A 15,935-nucleotide genomic window follows, 5' to 3' on the forward strand; every position below is an offset into this window, starting at 1 on the left:
GTGGAGCGGGAAAACGGGGCCGCATTATGCCACAGCGGGCGGCCCGGTCAGCCGCCCGACTCGGCCTGCAGCCCGCCCGGGGGCAGGCGGTCGGCGCCCCAGCTGCGCTGCAGGTAGCCGATCACCCGATCCAGCTCGGCCTGGTCGATGCGCGCCGGCTCGCCGCGCTCCAGCGGATCGTGGTGGAAGATGTAGAGCCGCGAGGCGAACTGCTCGAAGGGCAGCGAGGCCTCGCCGAAGCGTTCGCCGTGGCCGGCGGTGCTGACCTGCACGCCGTCGCCCCAGTCCTGGCCGCTGTCGTTGTTGGGGTTGTAGAAGAACACGCGCATCTCGCCGCTGGGGTCGACGCCGATCCGCAGCAGGGTGATGGCATGCCAGCCGATGAAGCGGGCGGCGCTGTCGGTGACCGCGATACCGGCCGGCTGGGGATGGATGAGCGGCTGGTTGCCGTTGTAGTGCGGGTGGTAGCTGGCATAGAAGTGGCGCAGGAAGCCGTCGAGGTCGAGCAGCTGGCCGCTGGCCACGTCGACGTTGATGCGAAAGCCGCGCCCCGACCACCAGCCGTGGAACTCCGGGTTGACCCAGCGGTGCGGGTCGCCCTCGCGGCCGATGCAGCGCCGGCCCATCTCGGCGTAGATGCGGTCCAGGTGCGGCACCACGATCAGCGATACCGGGTCCAGGTCCATGGGCAGCTCGGTGGCCACGCCGCCTTCGCTCGCCATCGACGAGATCGGCTGGCCCTCGAAGTGCATGATGATCTCGTCGTCGCGGGCCGCCCAGGTCACCATCTGCAGCAGGTAGTCCGGGTCGTTGTAGGCCCACATCGACAGCGCCCGGGCCGACTGGCAGGTGGGGTTGTTGCCCTGGCCGACGCCCAGCGGCAGGCCGAGCATGCATAGCACGCCCTCCAGCAGCCGCGCCCGGGGCGAGACCGCCTCGCCGAAGGCCAGGTTGAGCCGCGCCGTCGACCAGTCCGACAGCGTGAGCCCCAGCTGGCGCCAGATGGCCGGTGCTACCGGCGGCTGGTAGAGGATGCCGCGCTCGAGCATCAGCGCCAGGCCGTAGACCGCCTGGGCGGTGTCGGGGTGCAGCCCGCCGCGGATCAGCGCATGCACCAGCTCGCGATAGCACAGCAGGCAGTCGCGGCCGGTGGAGGAGAGCCCCAGCGCCTCGCCGATCAGGGTGTCGCCGTTGTCCAGCAGGTGGCGCAGCAGCACCGGGTGGTAGGGCGACACCAGGCCCGTGTCGTGCATCGACCGGGCGAAGCCGGTGGCCTCGGCCTGCAGGGCGCTGGCGTCCATGCTGGCCAGGCGCTGGCGATAGACCTCGAGGCCCGGGTCCTCGCGACAGGCGTGGGACGGGCCGAACAGCGAGCTGACCAGGCGGTCGGCGCCCTGACCGCTGGTGCCGAGGTCGATGGTCGGGTCGGCCTGGCAGATGGCGATTTGGGTGATCATCTGCTTGACCGGCCCGACCTGGATCGGACGCTGCTGGAGGATGCGCCAGATCTCGCCGATCAGCCGGTCGATGATGTGCTCGTAGCCGATGCGCTGGGCCAGATGGGTGAACAGACGCCGCGGCAGCTCGGCCAGGCGACCCTGGGTCTCCCGCTCGGCCTCGCTGGGCGCGCCGAACAGCAGCCACAGGTTCAGGGCGATCACCTGGGTCAGGTAGTGGTGGGCCTGCTCCGACGAGATCAGCCCGTGGCGCACCTCGCCCTTGGCCACCGCCACCAGCCTGAGCTCGCTGAGCGCCTCGATCGTCACCATGTTGGCATCGGCGCTCTTCAGCGCCTGGGTGGTCAGCGAGGGCACCAGGAACTGGGGCGTGGCCCAGTCCGAGCCCTCGAAGACGCCGGCGGCCTCCATGGCCGCGGCGCGGGATTCGACCGCCGCGGCACCGCCTTCCAGCAGCAGCACGCGGCGGGCCGTGTCGAGCACCCGGGGCAGCTTGCCCGGCTTGGCGAAGCCCCGGGCCCCGGCCAGCAGGTCCGTGGCCTCGTCCAGACGTTTCAGCAGGCCCGTGAGCCTGTCGTCGCCGGTTGGTGTGGGGGGACTGGTCACACCGACTCCTCGTCATCCGTGGGAAAGGTCTTAATGACGCGCCCGTCAGACATAGAAATCAAGCTCTTCCATATGCTTGAGCAGGTCGCGCATGCGATTGGGGTCGTCGCCCTTGAAGTAGATCAGCCCCCAGTGGGTGCCGAAGGCGGTGCGCTTGGTGACCGTTTCCTGCATCGGCGTCGTCAGCTCGTGGGACTCGAAGTAGGCGTCGTCCTCGACCACTTCGGGAATCTCCAGCCGGCTGACCACCCGCAGGCGCGGATAGACCCCGAAGCAGCCCGCATAGCCGTCGGCATCGACGACCTCCCTGGGGAAGAAGTCGGCGACTTCTTCGGCCGTGGTCCTGGGGTCGAACACCAGCATGCTGGCCTGATAGGCGTTGAAGCCGTAGACCCGCTCGAGCAGCTCGAAGACCTTGAAGCCCGGCGGCCGGTAGGCGACCTCGCCGAAGTACATCTCGCCGTCGCTGGTGACGAAGTATTCCGGGTGAATCAGCCCGAAGGAGATGTCGAAGGCCTTGATCAGCTTCTCGATCTGGGCGGTGATCTGGGGGCGATAGCGCTCGAGCTCCGGCGAGGCGGGCACGAACACCGAGTAGCCCAGGGTCACGTATTCCGAGATGTTGAGGAAGGCGATCTTGCCGTCGTGGATCCAGGCCTCCACGGCGAACTCCCAGCCGTCCAGGTGCGATTCCATCAGCACCGGGAATTCCTCGTCGGGGATGGTGTCGATCTCGTCCGGCGTGCGGATCACCCGGTGGCCCAGGCAGCCGGCCTTGTCGAAGGCCTTGAGGTGAATGGGGTCGTTGGGATCGCCGTCGAGCTTGAGCAGCGTCTGGTTGACGCGCTTGAGGAAGCGGATCACGTCGTCCTTGTCGTGGGCCTCCTCGAAGATACCGACGCGGATGCCGCCGAGCTGGGCACGGCGCTTCATCAGCGCCTTGTCGCGCAGCAGCAGCGACTGGCCGTAGAGCCGCGGGTTGTCGAGCAGCACCGAATTGATGGCGCCGGCCCACTCCACGGTTTCCTCGAACAGCGGGATGGACACGTCGACGCCCATGCCCTTGAGGGTCTCGGCGATCTCCATCGAGCGGTCGTTCAGGCGCTCGAAGTTCCAGGAAACGTAGGGGATGTCGTGCTGCTGGCAGTATTCCTCCGCCCAGTCCGGGGCCACCACCACGTAGCGGCGGTCGAAGTTCTCGGCGGCCTCGATGGCATTCAGGCTCCAGCCCAGCAGTGCGATGTAGCCCTTGTTCGAATCCTTGGTCATGGATGCCTCCGGTCGTCGAATGATACAGCGGGCCTCTCCGCCGCGGGGCGGCGGAGAGGCGAGTCACCCTCACCATAGACCCTGACGACGCTTCGGGGGCGTTGGTAATGCTCGCGTCAGATCACGATTCGACAATCGCTCCTTGCTGCGCCGCCGGTCGCTTGGTATAGTGCGCGGCGTTCGGCAAGTCACTGATCCCACTCAGAGAACTGCCCGACTCAAATGGCACGTCAGGTGCCCGCTGTGGTGGCCCCTTAGGTCCTCCCGCAACGCTAAGTCGCAAACCCCGCCAGGCCCGGAAGGGAGCAACGGTAGTGATGGACGCGTGTGCCGGGATGTGGCTTTCGGGGCCGCCTCCATTTGTGCCTCCCTTTCGTTGTTCTCCTCGTTCGATCGCCCTCGTTTCATGCCCGTCATGAGGCCCGCTCGTGTCTGCGCCCTCCGGGCTTGCAGCCGTTATCGGCGCGCGTCATAGTCGTGTCCCGGGCGCCGGCCGGCGCCCCGATCAATCCCCGCAAGGAAATGGTCAGGCGCGCGCAACGGATCCGTTGCCGACGGATGCGTCGGGTCGTCGACGGCACCTGAGCACGAGGAGCAATGGCGAGATGTTGACCTTCCACAGCGATGACACCGGCCTGCGTCGCGCCCGTACCGAACTCGACGGCGGCGAGCTGGTGGCGCCCTACGAGTGCCCCGAGCGGGTCGAGCTGGTGCTTGAACGGGTGCGCGAGGTGGGCCTCGGCGAGGTGCGCGAGCCCGAGGCCTATGGTCTCGAGCCGGTGCTGGCGGTGCACGACCGCGGCTACGTCGACTTCCTCGCCCGCTGCTGGGACGACTGGCGGGCGGCGGGCCGGCGCGGCGAGGCCATCCCCTCCGTCTGGCCGGCCCGGGCCATGCGCGACGACCTCATTCCCGAGCATATCGACGGCCGGCTCGGCTATTACGCGCTGGCCGCCGAGACCTCGATCTGCGCGGGCACCTTCGAGGCCGCCATGGCCAGCAAGGACATCGCGCTCTCGGCCGTTTCCCATACCCTGGCCAGCGGCGAGCCCTGCTTCGGGCTGTGCCGGCCGCCTGGCCACCATGCCGCCAGCGACCAGTTCGGCGGCTACTGCTTCTTCAACAACGCCGCCATCGCCGCCCAGCATGCGCTGGACAGCGGCAAGGGGCGCGTGGCGGTGCTGGACGTCGACTTCCACCACGGCAACGGCACCCAGCAGATCTTCTACGAGCGCGACGACGTGCTGTTCGCCTCGCTGCACGGCGACCCGCGCAGCTGCTTCCCCTACTTCCTGGGTCACGCCGACGAGACCGGCCGCGGGGCAGGGGAGGGCTTCAATCTCAACTATCCGATGGCGCCGGGGACGGGCTTCGATGCCTGGTCCCGGGCGCTCGACGATGCCCTGGCGCGCATTCGCGAGGCCGGCTGCGAGCTGCTGATGGTCTCGCTCGGCGTCGACGCCTTCGAGCACGACCCCATCAGCGCCTTCAGGCTCACCAGCGACGACTTCACCGAGCTCGGCCGGCGACTGGCCGGCGCGGGGCTGCCCACCACCTTCCTGCTCGAGGGCGGCTATGCGGTCAAGGAAATCGGCATCAATGCCGTCAACGTGCTGGCCGGCTTCGACGCCGCCCGTTAACACGCCCATCACAAGGAACGATTCATGGCACGCATCTACGACGACAATTCCCGCTCGATCGGCAACACCCCGCTGGTCCGGCTCAACCGGGTCAGCGAGGGGGCCACGATCTGGGCCAAGATCGAGGGCCGCAACCCGGCCTACTCGGTGAAGTGCCGCATCGGTGCGGCGATGATCTGGGACGCCGAGGAGCGCGGCGTGCTCAAGCCCGGGATGCGCATCGTCGAGCCCACCAGCGGCAACACCGGCATCGCCCTGGCCTTCGTCGCCGCGGCCCGCGGCTATCCGCTGGTGCTGACCATGCCGGCCTCCATGAGCCTCGAGCGGCGCAAGGTGCTCAAGGCGCTGGGCGCCGAGCTGGTGCTGACCGAGCCCGCCAAGGGCATGGCCGGCGCCATCGCCAAGGCCAAGGAGCTGGCCGAGGCCGAGCCGGAGGCCTACTTCCTGCCGCAGCAGTTCGAGAACCCGGCCAACCCGCGCATCCACGAGACCACCACCGGCCCCGAGATCTGGCAAGACACCGACGGCGAGGTGGACGTCTTCGTCGCCGGCGTGGGCACCGGCGGCACCCTCACCGGCGTCTCGCGCTACATCAAGCAGACCCAGGGCAAGGCCATCACCAGCGTGGCGGTGGAGCCGGTCGACTCGCCGGTGATCGCCCAGACCCGCGACGGCCAGGCGCCGACGCCTGCGCCGCACAAGATCCAGGGCATCGGCGCCGGCTTCGTGCCCGCCAATCTCGATCTGTCGCTGGTCGACCGCATCGAGGCCGTGGGCAACGACGAGGCCATGGAGATGGCGCACCGGCTGATGCAGGAAGAAGGCATCCTGTGCGGCATCTCCTGCGGCGCCGCCGTGGCCGCCGCGGTGCGCATCGGGCGTGACCCGGCCTTCGCCGGCAAGAACATCGTCGTGATCCTGCCGGACAGCGCCGAGCGCTATCTCTCCTCGCCGCTGTTCGCCGGCCACTTCGGCGAGCTGGAAAACCAGCCGTAAGTCGCGTTTCCCGCCCCGTTCCCGGCGGCCGCCCGGCCGCCGGGAATGCTCTCGTCCTCAAGCGCCGTCGCGGCGCTCCCTACGCCCGTGGCGGCGGCAGGCTCGGCACCAGGTCGACCACCCCGAAGGTCTCCATCCCGATCCATATCAGGAAGCCGGCGTAGAGCCCCAGCAGGGCCACGCATTCGCGCTTCGTCAGCACCATGCCGGTGCGCATCATCAAAAACAGCGCCACCGTGGCGGCGGTGAGCACCGCCATCATCGGCGCGGCGATGGAGAAGTTGACCATGGCGGTGCCGGCGATCAGCACGCCGGCCGGGATGCACACCAGCAGGTCGAAGGTGTTGCTGCCCAGCACGTTGGCGATGCTGGTGACGCCGCGACCCTGGCGGGCGGCGCGGATCGAGACGAAGGCATCGGGAATCGAGGTGCCGGCGGCGACCACGGTGATGCCCCACAGGAAGCTCGGGGTGTCGAAGATCTCGCCGAACGCGATCGCCGCGCGGACCAGTCCCTCCACGCCGATCACGATCACCGCCAGCGACAGCGCCAGCCGGGCCCATTCGCGTCCCGGGTGCACGTCGCCGGCGTCGACCTCGCTTTCGTGGTCGAGGGTGTCCTGGTACTGCACGAACAGGTAGAGCCCGTAGAGCGCCACCGGCATCAGCGCCAGCCCGCGGGTCATCTCGCCGCTGATGGCGCCGCCCGTCGCCTCGGCGGGGTGATAGATGGCGGCGAAGGCGAAGGTCAGGGTCAGCACCGCCACCGCGATCATGTAGAACTGGGCTTCCTTGTAGACCAGATCGCGGTTGGCCTTTAGCGGGTGGCGACTGGCCAGGCCGGAGACGGCGGGGATCACCAGGATGTTGAACAGCGCCGAGCCGACGATCGCCGCCACGCCGAGCTCGAACTCGCCGTGCACCAGGGTGGAGATCACCGTGGTGGAGAGCTCCGGAAAGCTCGAGCCCACGGCCACCACGATGGCACCCTGGACGATGTCCGGCAGACGGTAGTGGGCCGCCAGCCGCTCGCTGCTGGTTTCCAGCAGGCCGCTGCCACGCCAGACGATGGCGGTGGCCACCACGGCCACGAGACTCCAGATCAGAATGGCAGGCATCGCAGGCGTCCCTTCCTTGAATGACGAGTGTCCAGCCTAACAGCCCCTTGCCGCCGATAGCATATCGGGAATAGCTGATATTGATGTCCCCATCGCCGACCGGCAGGATAGCGCCTTTCCGATAGGGAGGGGGGCATGCAACGTCTTGTCTTGGCAGGTTTTATTGCGCTGGCTCTGGCCGGTTTTCCGGGCCTGGCCGGCGCCGCGGTGATCGGCAGCTGGAACCTCGAGCATCTGGGCTGGAACAACGACAAACGGCTCGATCGGGTGGCCCGGGTGGCCGGGCGATTCGACCTGCTGGCGGTGCAGGAGCTGATGGAAGCGGAGGCGCTGACGCGGCTTGAGCGCGAGCTCGAGGGCGTGTCCGGCGAGGACTGGTCGTCGATGGCCAGCCACGCGGTGGGGCGCGGCCGCTACCAGGAGCACTACGGCTTCCTGTGGCGCGAGTCGCGCGTCGCGTCGCTCGGCGGCGGTGCGGTGTATCTCGACCGCGGCGACGTCTTCGCCCGCGAGCCCTTCTCGGCGACGTTCCGCGACCGTGAGAGCAGCGCCCCCTTCGTCGCCGCCACGGTGCACGTGGTCTACGGCGACGGTCTCGTCGACCGTCGGCCCGAGGTCGAGGCGCTGGCCGACTACTGGCAATGGCTCGACGAGGCCTATCCCGACACCCCGCGGATGCTGATGGGCGACTTCAACCTGGCGCCGGACGATGACGCCTGGGCGCCGCTGCGGGCGCTCGGCGCGGTACCGGCCCTGAGCGATCAGGCCACCACGCTCGGCCATGCACCGGGCCGCTACGCCAGCGCCTACGACAACCTCTGGTATCGCCCGGATCGCCTGAGCCCCTCGATGCTCGGCATGCTGCGCTATCCGGCGCTGGCCGGCCTCCAGCACGGCGAGGCCCGCGAGCACGTCTCCGATCACGCCCCGGTCTATCTGGCGCTGCACCAGGGCGAGCTGGAACCCCTGCCGCCCGGCGCCGGGGTGGTCGCCGATGCCGGCGGCGCCTCCCTCGGCACGACGGCCGGCTGCATCGACCTCAACGCCAGTTCCGTCGCCTCGCTGGAGCAGCTGCCGCACATCGGCCCGGCCCGCGCCGAGGCCATCGTGGCCGGTCGCCCCTGGTCGGGCAGCGGCGAGCTCATGCGCCTCGACGGCATCGCCGCCGGGCGCCTCGCCGACATCCGCGACAGCGGCCGGCTCTGCGGCGGCTGACTCGCTTCGGCCCACGCTTTGCGCCCGGGCCGCCACCCGGTAGAATGTGGGGCATCTCTTCAAGCCCGTCGGTCGGCGATTCGCGCACCGGCGGGGCTTTCGTGTTCGGCTGCCAGCCAGCCCAGCCGCAAGGATTCCGAGCTGCATGAGCTATCAGGTTCTGGCCCGCAAGTGGCGGCCGCGTACCTTCCATGAACTGGTCGGCCAGGAGCATGTCCAGCGCGCGCTGGTCAATGCCCTGGACCAGGGCCGGCTGCACCACGCCTACCTGTTCACCGGGACCCGCGGCGTCGGCAAGACCACCCTGGCGCGCATCCTCGCCAAGTGCCTGAACTGCACCGCGGGCGGGCAGGGCGACGAGGGCGTGACCTCCACGCCCTGCGGCCAGTGCCCCAGCTGCGAGGCCATCGACGACGGGCGCTTCGTCGACCTGATCGAGGTCGACGCCGCCTCGCGCACCAAGGTCGAGGACACTCGCGAGCTGCTCGACAACGTGCAGTACGCGCCGACCCAGGGCCGCTACAAGGTGTACCTCATCGACGAGGTGCACATGCTCTCCACCAGCAGCTTCAACGCGCTGTTGAAGACCCTGGAAGAGCCGCCGCCCCACGTGAAGTTCCTGCTGGCCACCACCGACCCGCAGAAGCTGCCGCCCACGGTGCTGTCGCGCTGCCTGCAGTTCACCCTCAAGCACATGCCGCCGGAGCGCATCGTCGGTCACCTGTCCAAGGTGCTCGAGGCCGAGTCGGTCTCCTTCGAGGAGAGCGCGCTGTGGCTGCTCGGCAAGGCCGCCGAGGGCTCCATGCGCGACGCCATGAGCCTGACCGACCAGGCGATCGCCTTCGGCCAGGGCGAGGTGCGCCACGCCGACGTGGCGGCGATGCTCGGCACCCTCGACCATCGCCACGTGCTGGCGCTGCTCGAGGCCATGGCCGAGGTCGACGCCGCCCGGGTGCTGGCCGAGGTCGCGGCCCTGGCCGAGCAGGGCCCGGACTTCGCCGGCGTGCTCGACGACGTCACCGGCGTGCTGCACCGCCTGGCCGTGGCGCAGATGGTGCCCGACGCCCTGGACAACGGCCACGGCGACCGTGAGACGCTGCTGGCGCTGGCTGCGCGTTTCACCGCCGAGGACATCCAGCTCTACTACCAGATCGGCATCCAGGGCCGCGGCGACATGGCCCACGCGCCGGACCTGCGCACCGCCCTGGAGATGACCCTGCTACGCATGCTGGCCTTCCGCCCCCAGGGCGTGCCGAAGCCGGCCCAGACGCCGCTGCCCATGCGCGGAGGCGGTGACGGCGGACAGCCCGCGGCCGGCGGCGCCGGGCCGTCGGGGAGCGGCGATCAGGCGGCCGGCGCTGCGCCAGCGCCGAGTGCGGCGCCTGGCGCCGCGGCATCGCAGCCGGCGGCCGAATCCGCCCCGGCCCCCGCGCCGACGCCTGAACCGGCTCCGGCGCCGGTCGAGTCCGCCGCCTCGCCGGCGCCGGCCGAGGCACCCGCTGCCCCGCAGCCGGCTCCCGAGGCCGCGCCGGAACCCGCGCCGTCCGCGCTCGCGGCAGCCGAGCCGACCCCCGAGCCGCCGCCCTGGATCGTGGACGAGCCGGCGGCGTCGGCGCCGGCCGAGCCCGAACCGGCCCCGGTGGCCGAGTCGCCGGCGCCACAGACCGAATCGCAGCCTGAACCACGGCCCGAGCCGGTCGCGGCGCCCGAGCCGGCGACAGAACCCCAGGCCGCCCCTGTCGAGGTGCCGGCCGAGGCACCGGACGCACCCGCCGCCGACGTCGCCCCGGGCGAGCTGAGCCATGCCGAATGGCTGGAGCGCTTCGACGCCCTGGGCCTGTCGGGGCTGACGCGCAACCTGGCGGCCCACTGCGTGGTCGAAGCCGACGACGGCGACGCCCTGACGCTGCGGCTGGATCCGTCCCAGGCGGCGATGCAGGCCGACGTCCACGTCGAGCGCATCCGCGAGGCGCTGGCCGGGGCCGGTTTCGCGCGGCGCCTGACCATCGCCGACGGGCCGCTGCCCGAGGGCGTCGAGACGCCGCGCCAGCGCGCCGACCGCCTGGCCGCCGAGCGCCACGCCGAGGCGGTGGCCGCGCTGCAGGCCGATCCCCAAGTGCAGAAGATCCAGCAGGCCTTCGGCGCCCGGCTGATCGAGACCACGGTGAAGCCCGCCGAGGCGGCGCGTTACTGAACGGACGCGACCGCCAGGCGTCGGAAGGGGTAGCACCGACCGTACACGACACCGGCCGCCCGGGCGGCCGGACCGAACATCCAATCGAGAGGACGTCACCATGATGAAAGGTGGAATGGGCAACCTGATGAAGCAGGCCCAGGAAATGCAGGAGAAGATGCAGAAGGCCCAGGAAGAGGTCGCCAAGGCCGAGGTTCACGGCGAGGCCGGGGCCGGCATGATCAAGATCACCATGAACGGCCGCCACGACGTGCTCAAGGTCGACATCGATCCGAGCGTCATGGAGGAGGACAAGGAGCTGCTCGAGGACCTGCTGGCCGCCGCCGTGAACGACGCCGTGCGCAAGGTCGAGGCCAACTCCAAGGAGATGATGGAAGGCGCCACCTCCGGCCTGGACCTGCCGCCGGGCTTCAAGATGCCGTTCTGAGGCGCCTCGCCGGAACGCAACGACGAGAGATGAGCGCCCGCGTGGCGCTCATCTCGTCCCATGACGAGACGTGAGTCCTGAACGACCCATGAGCTTTTCCCCCCTGGTCGAACGGCTGATGGAGGCCTTCCGGGTGCTCCCCGGCGTTGGCCCCAAGACCGCCCAGCGCATGGCCATGCATCTGCTCGAGCGCGACCGCGACGGCGGCCGGCGGCTGGTCGAGTCGCTCGGCACGGCCCTCGAGTCGGTCGGCTACTGTCGCCGCTGCCGCACCCTCACCGAGGAGGAGCTGTGCGGCATCTGCGAAAGCCCGCGCCGCGACGACGGCGTGCTGTGCGTTGTCGAGTCTCCGGCCGATCAGCTGGCCATCGAGGAGGCCGGCGGCTATCAGGGCCGCTACTTCGTGCTGCACGGCCACCTGTCGCCGCTGGACGGCGTCGGGCCCGAGGACATCGGCCTCGACCAGCTGGAGGCGCGGGTCGCCGAGGCCGGCGTCGAGGAGGTGATCCTGGCCACCAATCCCACGGTGGAAGGGGAGGCCACGGCCCACTACATCGCCTCCCAGCTCGCGCCGCAGGGGCTCAAGCTCTCGCGCCTGGCCTATGGCGTGCCCATGGGCGGCGAACTCGAATACGTCGACGGCGGTACCCTGAGCCGGGCCTTCAACGGCCGGTTGCCCTTCCAGGGCGAATGATCGCCGTCCCATCCCTGCCATGCCGGATGACCGCATGTCCCTGACACCCGAGATCCGCTGGATCGACACTCCCGAGGCGCTCGACGCCGCCTGCGCCGAGGTGGCCGAGGCCGATGTCCTGGCCCTGGATACCGAATTCTTCCGCGAGCGCACCTTCCACCCGGTGCCGGCGCTGATCCAGTTCTGCGCCGGCGGGCCGGCCTACCTGGTCGATCCCCAGGAGGTCGCCTGTACCGAGCGCTTCCGCCGCCTGCTCGCCGAGGGACCGCTGAAGCTGCTGCACGCCTCCAGCGAGGACCTCGAGGTCTTCGCCCACTGGGCCGGGGTGCCCATCGCGCCGCTGGTGGACACCCAGATCGCCCAGGCGCTGCTCGGCGAGGTGACCTCCATGGGTTACCAGAAGCTGGTCGAGTACTGGGTGGGCGAGACCCTGCCCAAGGACGAGACCCGCTCCAACTGGCTCGAGCGCCCGCTCTCCGATGCCCAGAAGACCTATGCGGCGCTGGACGTGGTCTATCTGCTGGACGTCTGGGCGCACCAGCGCGAGTCCCTGGAGCGCCACGGCCGACTGGAATGGCTCGAGGAAGACTGTGCCGCCCTGACCGACCAGGCCTCGCGCAGCGACGAGGCCGACGGCCAGTGGTACCTGCGCCAGCGCAACCTGTGGCGCCTGGGCCCGCGCCAGATCGAGGCCTATCGCCTGATGACCACCTGGCGCGAGGGCGAGGTGCGTCGCCGCGACCTGCCGCGCAGCTGGCTGGTCAGCGACAAGCTGCTGTTCGCCATCGCCGAGCGGCTGCCCGAGAATCGCTATGAGCTGGCCGCGGTGGAGGGCATCAAGCCGCCGCTGGTCAAGCGCGAGGGCGATGTCCTGCTGGCGCTGGTCAAGGAGGCGCGCCTGCTCGACGAGGCCGAGCTGCCGTCGGTGCCGCTGTCGCCCTTGTCGCCGGCCTTCAAGCGCTGCCTGAAGGCGATGAAGAAGGTAGTGAATCTCGAGGCCGAGTCCCTGGGGCTGGCCCCCGAGATGCTGATGCGCCGCCGTGACCTGGAGGCCCTTGCCAGCGCCCGGCTGCGCGGCCGCGTGCTGCCGCTGCCCGTCGGCTGGCGCGGCGAGCGCCTGGCCGATGCCCTGGAGAGCGCCCTGAACGAGGTCCCAGCATGACCACCATGAGCGGCAAGCTGCTGTGCGAGGTCTTCAAGAGCCCGCGCAAGGACGAGATGTATCTGTACGTGGACAAGCGCCGCGGCCTCGAGGACGTGCCCGAGGCGCTGCTCGAGCGCTTCGGCAAGCCGGTCCCGGCGCTGACGCTGATCCTCACGCCCGAGAAGCCGCTGGCCCGCACGCGCGGTGCCGAGGTGATGGCCGCCATCGAGGAGAAGGGGTTCTATCTGCAGATGCCGCCGGCCAAGGAGGACTATCTGCTGGATCTTTATCGCACGCCCACCGAGGCCCGCTACTAGTCTATCGCGCCCGGGGCCGCGCGAACGGCGCTATTCCCTTGTCGCGCCCGGGGCCGCGCGAACGGCGCTATTCCCTTGTCGCGCCCGAGACCGCGTGAATGGCGCTATTCCCTTGTCGCGCCCGAGACCGCGTGAATGGCGCTATTCTTTTTATCGCGCCCGAGGCCGTGCGAAGGGGCGATGCCGTCATCGTGCCGGGTGCCGCGCGAAGGCTGCCTTCGCGCAGGAGAGAACATGAGAGAGAAATTCTGGGAGCGCTTCCCGCTGGAAGAGCTGACCGATGAAGAGTGGGAGGCGCTGTGCGACGGCTGTGGCCAGTGCTGCCTGCTCAAGTTCCAGGACGACGAGGGCGACCTGGCGGTGCTCAACGTGGCCTGCGAGCTGCTCGACATCGAGGGCTGCCGCTGCAGCGACTACGCCAACCGCTTCGAGAAGGTGCCGGACTGCCAGCAGCTCACCGTCGAGCGCATCGAGGCGTTTCGCTGGCTGCCCAAGTCCTGCGCCTACCGGCGCCTGGCCGAGGGCCGCAAGCTCGCCGGCTGGCATCCGCTGATCTCGGGCGACCCCGAGCGGGTGCACCGCAAGGGCATCAGCGTGCGCAGCTTCGCGGTGTCCCAGGCCGAGGTGCCCGAGGAGGAGCTCGAGGACCATATCATCGCCATCCTCCCCATTGATGGCTAGAACGAAGAAGGCGGCCTCTCGGCCGCCTTCTTCATTGCTGCGCCCGATGTTCTCTCCGCTCAGGCCTCCCGCGTCTCCAGCCCCAGCGCCCACAGGATGAAGGCATCCTGGCGGGCGTTGTCGTGCCAGCCCTTGAAGCGCCCCGAGGCGCCGCCGTGGCCGGCCTCCAGGTCGGTGCGCAGCAGCGTGGGATGGTCGCTGCCGCCCACGCCGTGTCCCTCGGCCAGCTCGCTCAGGCGGGCGTAGAGCTTGGCGGGCTCCCAGTAGGGCACCCGGGTGTCGTGCCAGCTGCCCTGCAGGAACACCGGCGGCCAGGGTCGCTCGGGCAGGTTGTCCAGCGGCGAGTAGTCGCGGATGCGGCTGCGCGCGGCGGGCTCGCGCGGGTCGCCCCATTCGCTGTACTCGGCGGTGGTCAGCGGCAGGTCGGGATTCTCCATGGTGCGCAGCACGTCGACGAAGGGCACGTCGAGCACCGCGGCGCAAAAGCGCTCCGGCGACAGGTTGAGGCTGGCGCCGACCAGCAGCCCGCCGGCGCTGGCGCCGTAGGCGACGATGCGCTCGCCGTCGCCGACGCCCTGTTCGACCAGGGCGTCGCGGGCGGCCAGGAAGTCGTGGAAGCTGTTGGCCTTGTGCTCGAGCTTGCCGCTCAGGTACCAGGGCTCGCCGCGGTCGCCGCCGCCGCGCACGTGGGCCACGGCGAAGGCCGCGCCGCGGGCCAGCAGCTCCAGGCGGGCCACCGAGAACCAGGGGTCGAGCGTCTCGCCGTAGGCGCCGTAGCCGTAGAGCAGGGTGGGGAGCGGATGGCCGGCCAGGTCGGCGCGCATCACCACCGAGACCGGCACGCGCTCGCCGTCGTGGGAGATCGCCCACAGCCGCTCGCAGGTCAGCTGGTCGGGGCGCAGGTCGCCGTGCACCGGCTGCTGCTTGAGGCGACGACGCTCGCCGCTGTCCAGGTCGAGCTCGGTCCAGGTCACCGGCAGGGTGAAGGATTCCTCGCGCAGCCGCAGGCGGCGCTCGTGGAAGTTCGGGGCGTCGGCGAGCCCCAGGCTGCAGGGCGTTTCGGGCAGCGGCAGGCGCTCGTCGCGCCGCACGGTGTGATCGGCGTCGAGCTCGATCACCCTCAGGCAGACCTGGGCCTGCTGATGGTCACGCTCGCTGGCCACCAGCCCCCAGCTGAAGGCATCGATGCCCTCGAGGGTGGTGTCCTGGCGGTGCTCGATCAGGCGCTCGGGCTCGCCCTGCGGGTCGGCCTCGTCGACCCGGTCGAGGCAGAAGTGTGGGGCCTCGCGGTTGTGCAGCACGTAGAAGTGGCCGGGGCGGTGATCGACGCCGTACTCCACGCCGCGCTCGCGGGGGCGAAACCGCGTCGGCGCCGTGGCCGGCGCGGCCGCCGGAACCAGGTGGACCTCGCTGGTGTCCTTGGAGGCGGACTCCAGCATCAGCCACTCGCGCGAGCGGGTCTTGCCGAGCCCCAGCCAGAATTCCGGGTCGTCCTCGCGCAGCATCAGCGCGGGCTCGCCGGCGCTCGGCGTGGCGCCGAGGGTCAGCGGCAGCCGCCAGATGCTCTCGGGGCGCTGGGTGGCGTCATAGCGCGTGAACAGCAGGGTGGCGCCGTCCTCGGCCCAGCACAGTTCGGGGCCGATCTCCTCGAGCAGCGCCAGCGGCTCGCCGTCCGGCAGCCGCTTGAGCCACAGGGTGAAGATCTCGTCGCCCTGGGTGTCCTCGCTCCAGGCCATCCAGCGCTCGTCCGGCGACAGCGACATGTCGCCGACCTCGAAGAAGGCGTGGTCGGCGGCGCGGCGCTGCAGGTCGAAGAACGGCTCGCGGCGCTCGGGCTCGACGTTGGGATGGCGCCACCAGACCGGATGGTCGGCGTCCACCGCGGTCTCGCTCCACACCGTGAAGTGGTCGAGCGCCGTGGGCAGGCCGTGTACGGCCAGCTCGCGGCGGGCCAGATGGCCGTGGTAGAGGCGCTCGGTGAGGTCGTCCAGGGGCGCGAACCAGGCCTGGGAGTGAGCATTGGCGACCTCGAGGAAGGCCGTCACCTGCGGGTCGTCGCGCTGCTCCAGCCAGTGCCAGTCGGGGTCGTCGGCGCGCCGGAATCCGGCGGTCGGATGGGGGGCGTCGGTCATGTTCGTCTGGCCTGGGGCACGTGGCGGCTGTGCTTTCATGGTGCGG

General features: G+C 70.2%; 13 protein-coding genes and 1 other RNA gene. 10 read left to right on the forward strand and 4 right to left on the reverse strand.

Annotated features, from left to right (window positions below; translation table 11 throughout):
• Nucleotides 1-47 precede the first annotated feature (47 nt).
• Nucleotides 48-2,063, reverse strand: coding sequence for a hypothetical protein (locus ACGTNF_RS01480; RefSeq protein ID WP_394600118.1), 2,016 nt, complete (start codon nt 2,061-2,063; stop codon nt 48-50).
• A gap of 45 nt (nt 2,064-2,108) precedes the next feature.
• Nucleotides 2,109-3,332, reverse strand: coding sequence for an ATP-grasp domain-containing protein (locus ACGTNF_RS01485; RefSeq protein WP_394600119.1), 1,224 nt, complete (start codon nt 3,330-3,332; stop codon nt 2,109-2,111).
• 253 nt (nt 3,333-3,585) lie between these two features.
• On the opposite strand from ACGTNF_RS01485, the gene ffs reads away from it, so the two are divergent.
• The 3 genes from ffs to cysK all read left to right on the forward strand — a co-directional run bounded on the left by ffs (nt 3,586) and on the right by cysK (nt 5,968).
• An RNA gene (gene ffs / locus ACGTNF_RS01490) (signal recognition particle sRNA small type) lies at nt 3,586-3,682 on the forward strand.
• Nucleotides 3,683-3,937: 255 nt separating this feature from the next.
• Nucleotides 3,938-4,972, forward strand: a complete 1,035-nt coding sequence (locus ACGTNF_RS01495) for a histone deacetylase family protein (protein WP_394600120.1) — start codon at nt 3,938-3,940, stop codon at nt 4,970-4,972.
• A gap of 24 nt (nt 4,973-4,996) precedes the next feature.
• Complete coding sequence (cysK, locus tag ACGTNF_RS01500; protein WP_394600121.1) at nt 4,997-5,968, forward strand: cysteine synthase A; 972 nt, start codon at nt 4,997-4,999, stop codon at nt 5,966-5,968.
• Between the two features lie 79 nt (nt 5,969-6,047).
• Here the strand turns inward: cysK and ACGTNF_RS01505 are convergent, their stop codons facing one another.
• Complete coding sequence (locus tag ACGTNF_RS01505; RefSeq protein ID WP_394600122.1) at nt 6,048-7,085, reverse strand: sodium:calcium antiporter; 1,038 nt, start codon at nt 7,083-7,085, stop codon at nt 6,048-6,050.
• A gap of 135 nt (nt 7,086-7,220) precedes the next feature.
• On the opposite strand from ACGTNF_RS01505, the gene ACGTNF_RS01510 reads away from it, so the two are divergent.
• The 7 genes from ACGTNF_RS01510 to ACGTNF_RS01540 all read left to right on the forward strand — a co-directional run bounded on the left by ACGTNF_RS01510 (nt 7,221) and on the right by ACGTNF_RS01540 (nt 13,757).
• Nucleotides 7,221-8,300 carry an endonuclease/exonuclease/phosphatase family protein gene (locus ACGTNF_RS01510; RefSeq protein WP_394600123.1) on the forward strand — a complete coding sequence of 360 codons (1,080 nt, stop codon included), beginning with the start codon at nt 7,221-7,223 and terminating at the stop codon, nt 8,298-8,300.
• A 145-nt stretch (nt 8,301-8,445) separates the two neighbouring features.
• Nucleotides 8,446-10,494, forward strand: coding sequence for a DNA polymerase III subunit gamma/tau (gene dnaX, locus ACGTNF_RS01515; RefSeq protein WP_394600125.1), 2,049 nt, complete (start codon nt 8,446-8,448; stop codon nt 10,492-10,494).
• 100 nt (nt 10,495-10,594) lie between these two features.
• Nucleotides 10,595-10,921 carry a YbaB/EbfC family nucleoid-associated protein gene (locus ACGTNF_RS01520; protein ID WP_394600126.1) on the forward strand — a complete coding sequence of 109 codons (327 nt, stop codon included), beginning with the start codon at nt 10,595-10,597 and terminating at the stop codon, nt 10,919-10,921.
• 88 nt (nt 10,922-11,009) lie between these two features.
• Nucleotides 11,010-11,615: a recombination mediator RecR gene (recR, locus tag ACGTNF_RS01525; RefSeq protein WP_016856282.1), complete on the forward strand. Its 606-nt coding sequence runs from the start codon at nt 11,010-11,012 to the stop codon at nt 11,613-11,615.
• Between the two features lie 34 nt (nt 11,616-11,649).
• Nucleotides 11,650-12,777, forward strand: a complete 1,128-nt coding sequence (gene rnd / locus ACGTNF_RS01530; RefSeq protein ID WP_394600128.1) for a ribonuclease D — start codon at nt 11,650-11,652, stop codon at nt 12,775-12,777.
• Complete coding sequence (locus ACGTNF_RS01535) at nt 12,774-13,076, forward strand: YcgL domain-containing protein (RefSeq protein ID WP_394600129.1); 303 nt, start codon at nt 12,774-12,776, stop codon at nt 13,074-13,076. The genes rnd and ACGTNF_RS01535 overlap by 4 nt, the downstream gene beginning before the upstream one ends.
• A 234-nt stretch (nt 13,077-13,310) precedes the next feature.
• Entirely contained in the window at nt 13,311-13,757 is a 447-nt protein-coding gene (locus tag ACGTNF_RS01540; RefSeq protein ID WP_394600130.1) for a YcgN family cysteine cluster protein, read from the forward strand.
• Between the two features lie 59 nt (nt 13,758-13,816).
• On the opposite strand, the gene ACGTNF_RS01545 is transcribed toward ACGTNF_RS01540, so the two are convergent.
• Nucleotides 13,817-15,928, reverse strand: a complete 2,112-nt coding sequence (locus ACGTNF_RS01545) for a S9 family peptidase (RefSeq protein WP_394600131.1) — start codon at nt 15,926-15,928, stop codon at nt 13,817-13,819.
• Between the last annotated feature and the right edge of the window lie 7 nt (nt 15,929-15,935).

The organism is Halomonas sp. B23F22_10, assembly GCF_043496975.1.
Lineage (GTDB): Bacteria > Pseudomonadota > Gammaproteobacteria > Pseudomonadales > Halomonadaceae > Halomonas > Halomonas smyrnensis.

Coding starts and splice junctions, on each gene's coding strand:
- ACGTNF_RS01485 (WP_394600119.1), bottom strand. CDS start 3,332: ATGACCAAGGATTCGAACAAGGGCTACATCGCACTGCTGGGCTGGAGC.
- ACGTNF_RS01495 (WP_394600120.1), top strand. CDS start 3,938: ATGTTGACCTTCCACAGCGATGACACCGGCCTGCGTCGCGCCCGTACC.
- cysK (WP_394600121.1), top strand. CDS start 4,997: ATGGCACGCATCTACGACGACAATTCCCGCTCGATCGGCAACACCCCG.
- ACGTNF_RS01505 (WP_394600122.1), bottom strand. CDS start 7,085: ATGCCTGCCATTCTGATCTGGAGTCTCGTGGCCGTGGTGGCCACCGCC.
- ACGTNF_RS01510 (WP_394600123.1), top strand. CDS start 7,221: ATGCAACGTCTTGTCTTGGCAGGTTTTATTGCGCTGGCTCTGGCCGGT.
- dnaX (WP_394600125.1), top strand. CDS start 8,446: ATGAGCTATCAGGTTCTGGCCCGCAAGTGGCGGCCGCGTACCTTCCAT.
- ACGTNF_RS01520 (WP_394600126.1), top strand. CDS start 10,595: ATGATGAAAGGTGGAATGGGCAACCTGATGAAGCAGGCCCAGGAAATG.
- recR (WP_016856282.1), top strand. CDS start 11,010: ATGAGCTTTTCCCCCCTGGTCGAACGGCTGATGGAGGCCTTCCGGGTG.
- rnd (WP_394600128.1), top strand. CDS start 11,650: ATGTCCCTGACACCCGAGATCCGCTGGATCGACACTCCCGAGGCGCTC.
- ACGTNF_RS01535 (WP_394600129.1), top strand. CDS start 12,774: ATGACCACCATGAGCGGCAAGCTGCTGTGCGAGGTCTTCAAGAGCCCG.
- ACGTNF_RS01540 (WP_394600130.1), top strand. CDS start 13,311: ATGAGAGAGAAATTCTGGGAGCGCTTCCCGCTGGAAGAGCTGACCGAT.
- ACGTNF_RS01545 (WP_394600131.1), bottom strand. CDS start 15,928: ATGAAAGCACAGCCGCCACGTGCCCCAGGCCAGACGAACATGACCGAC.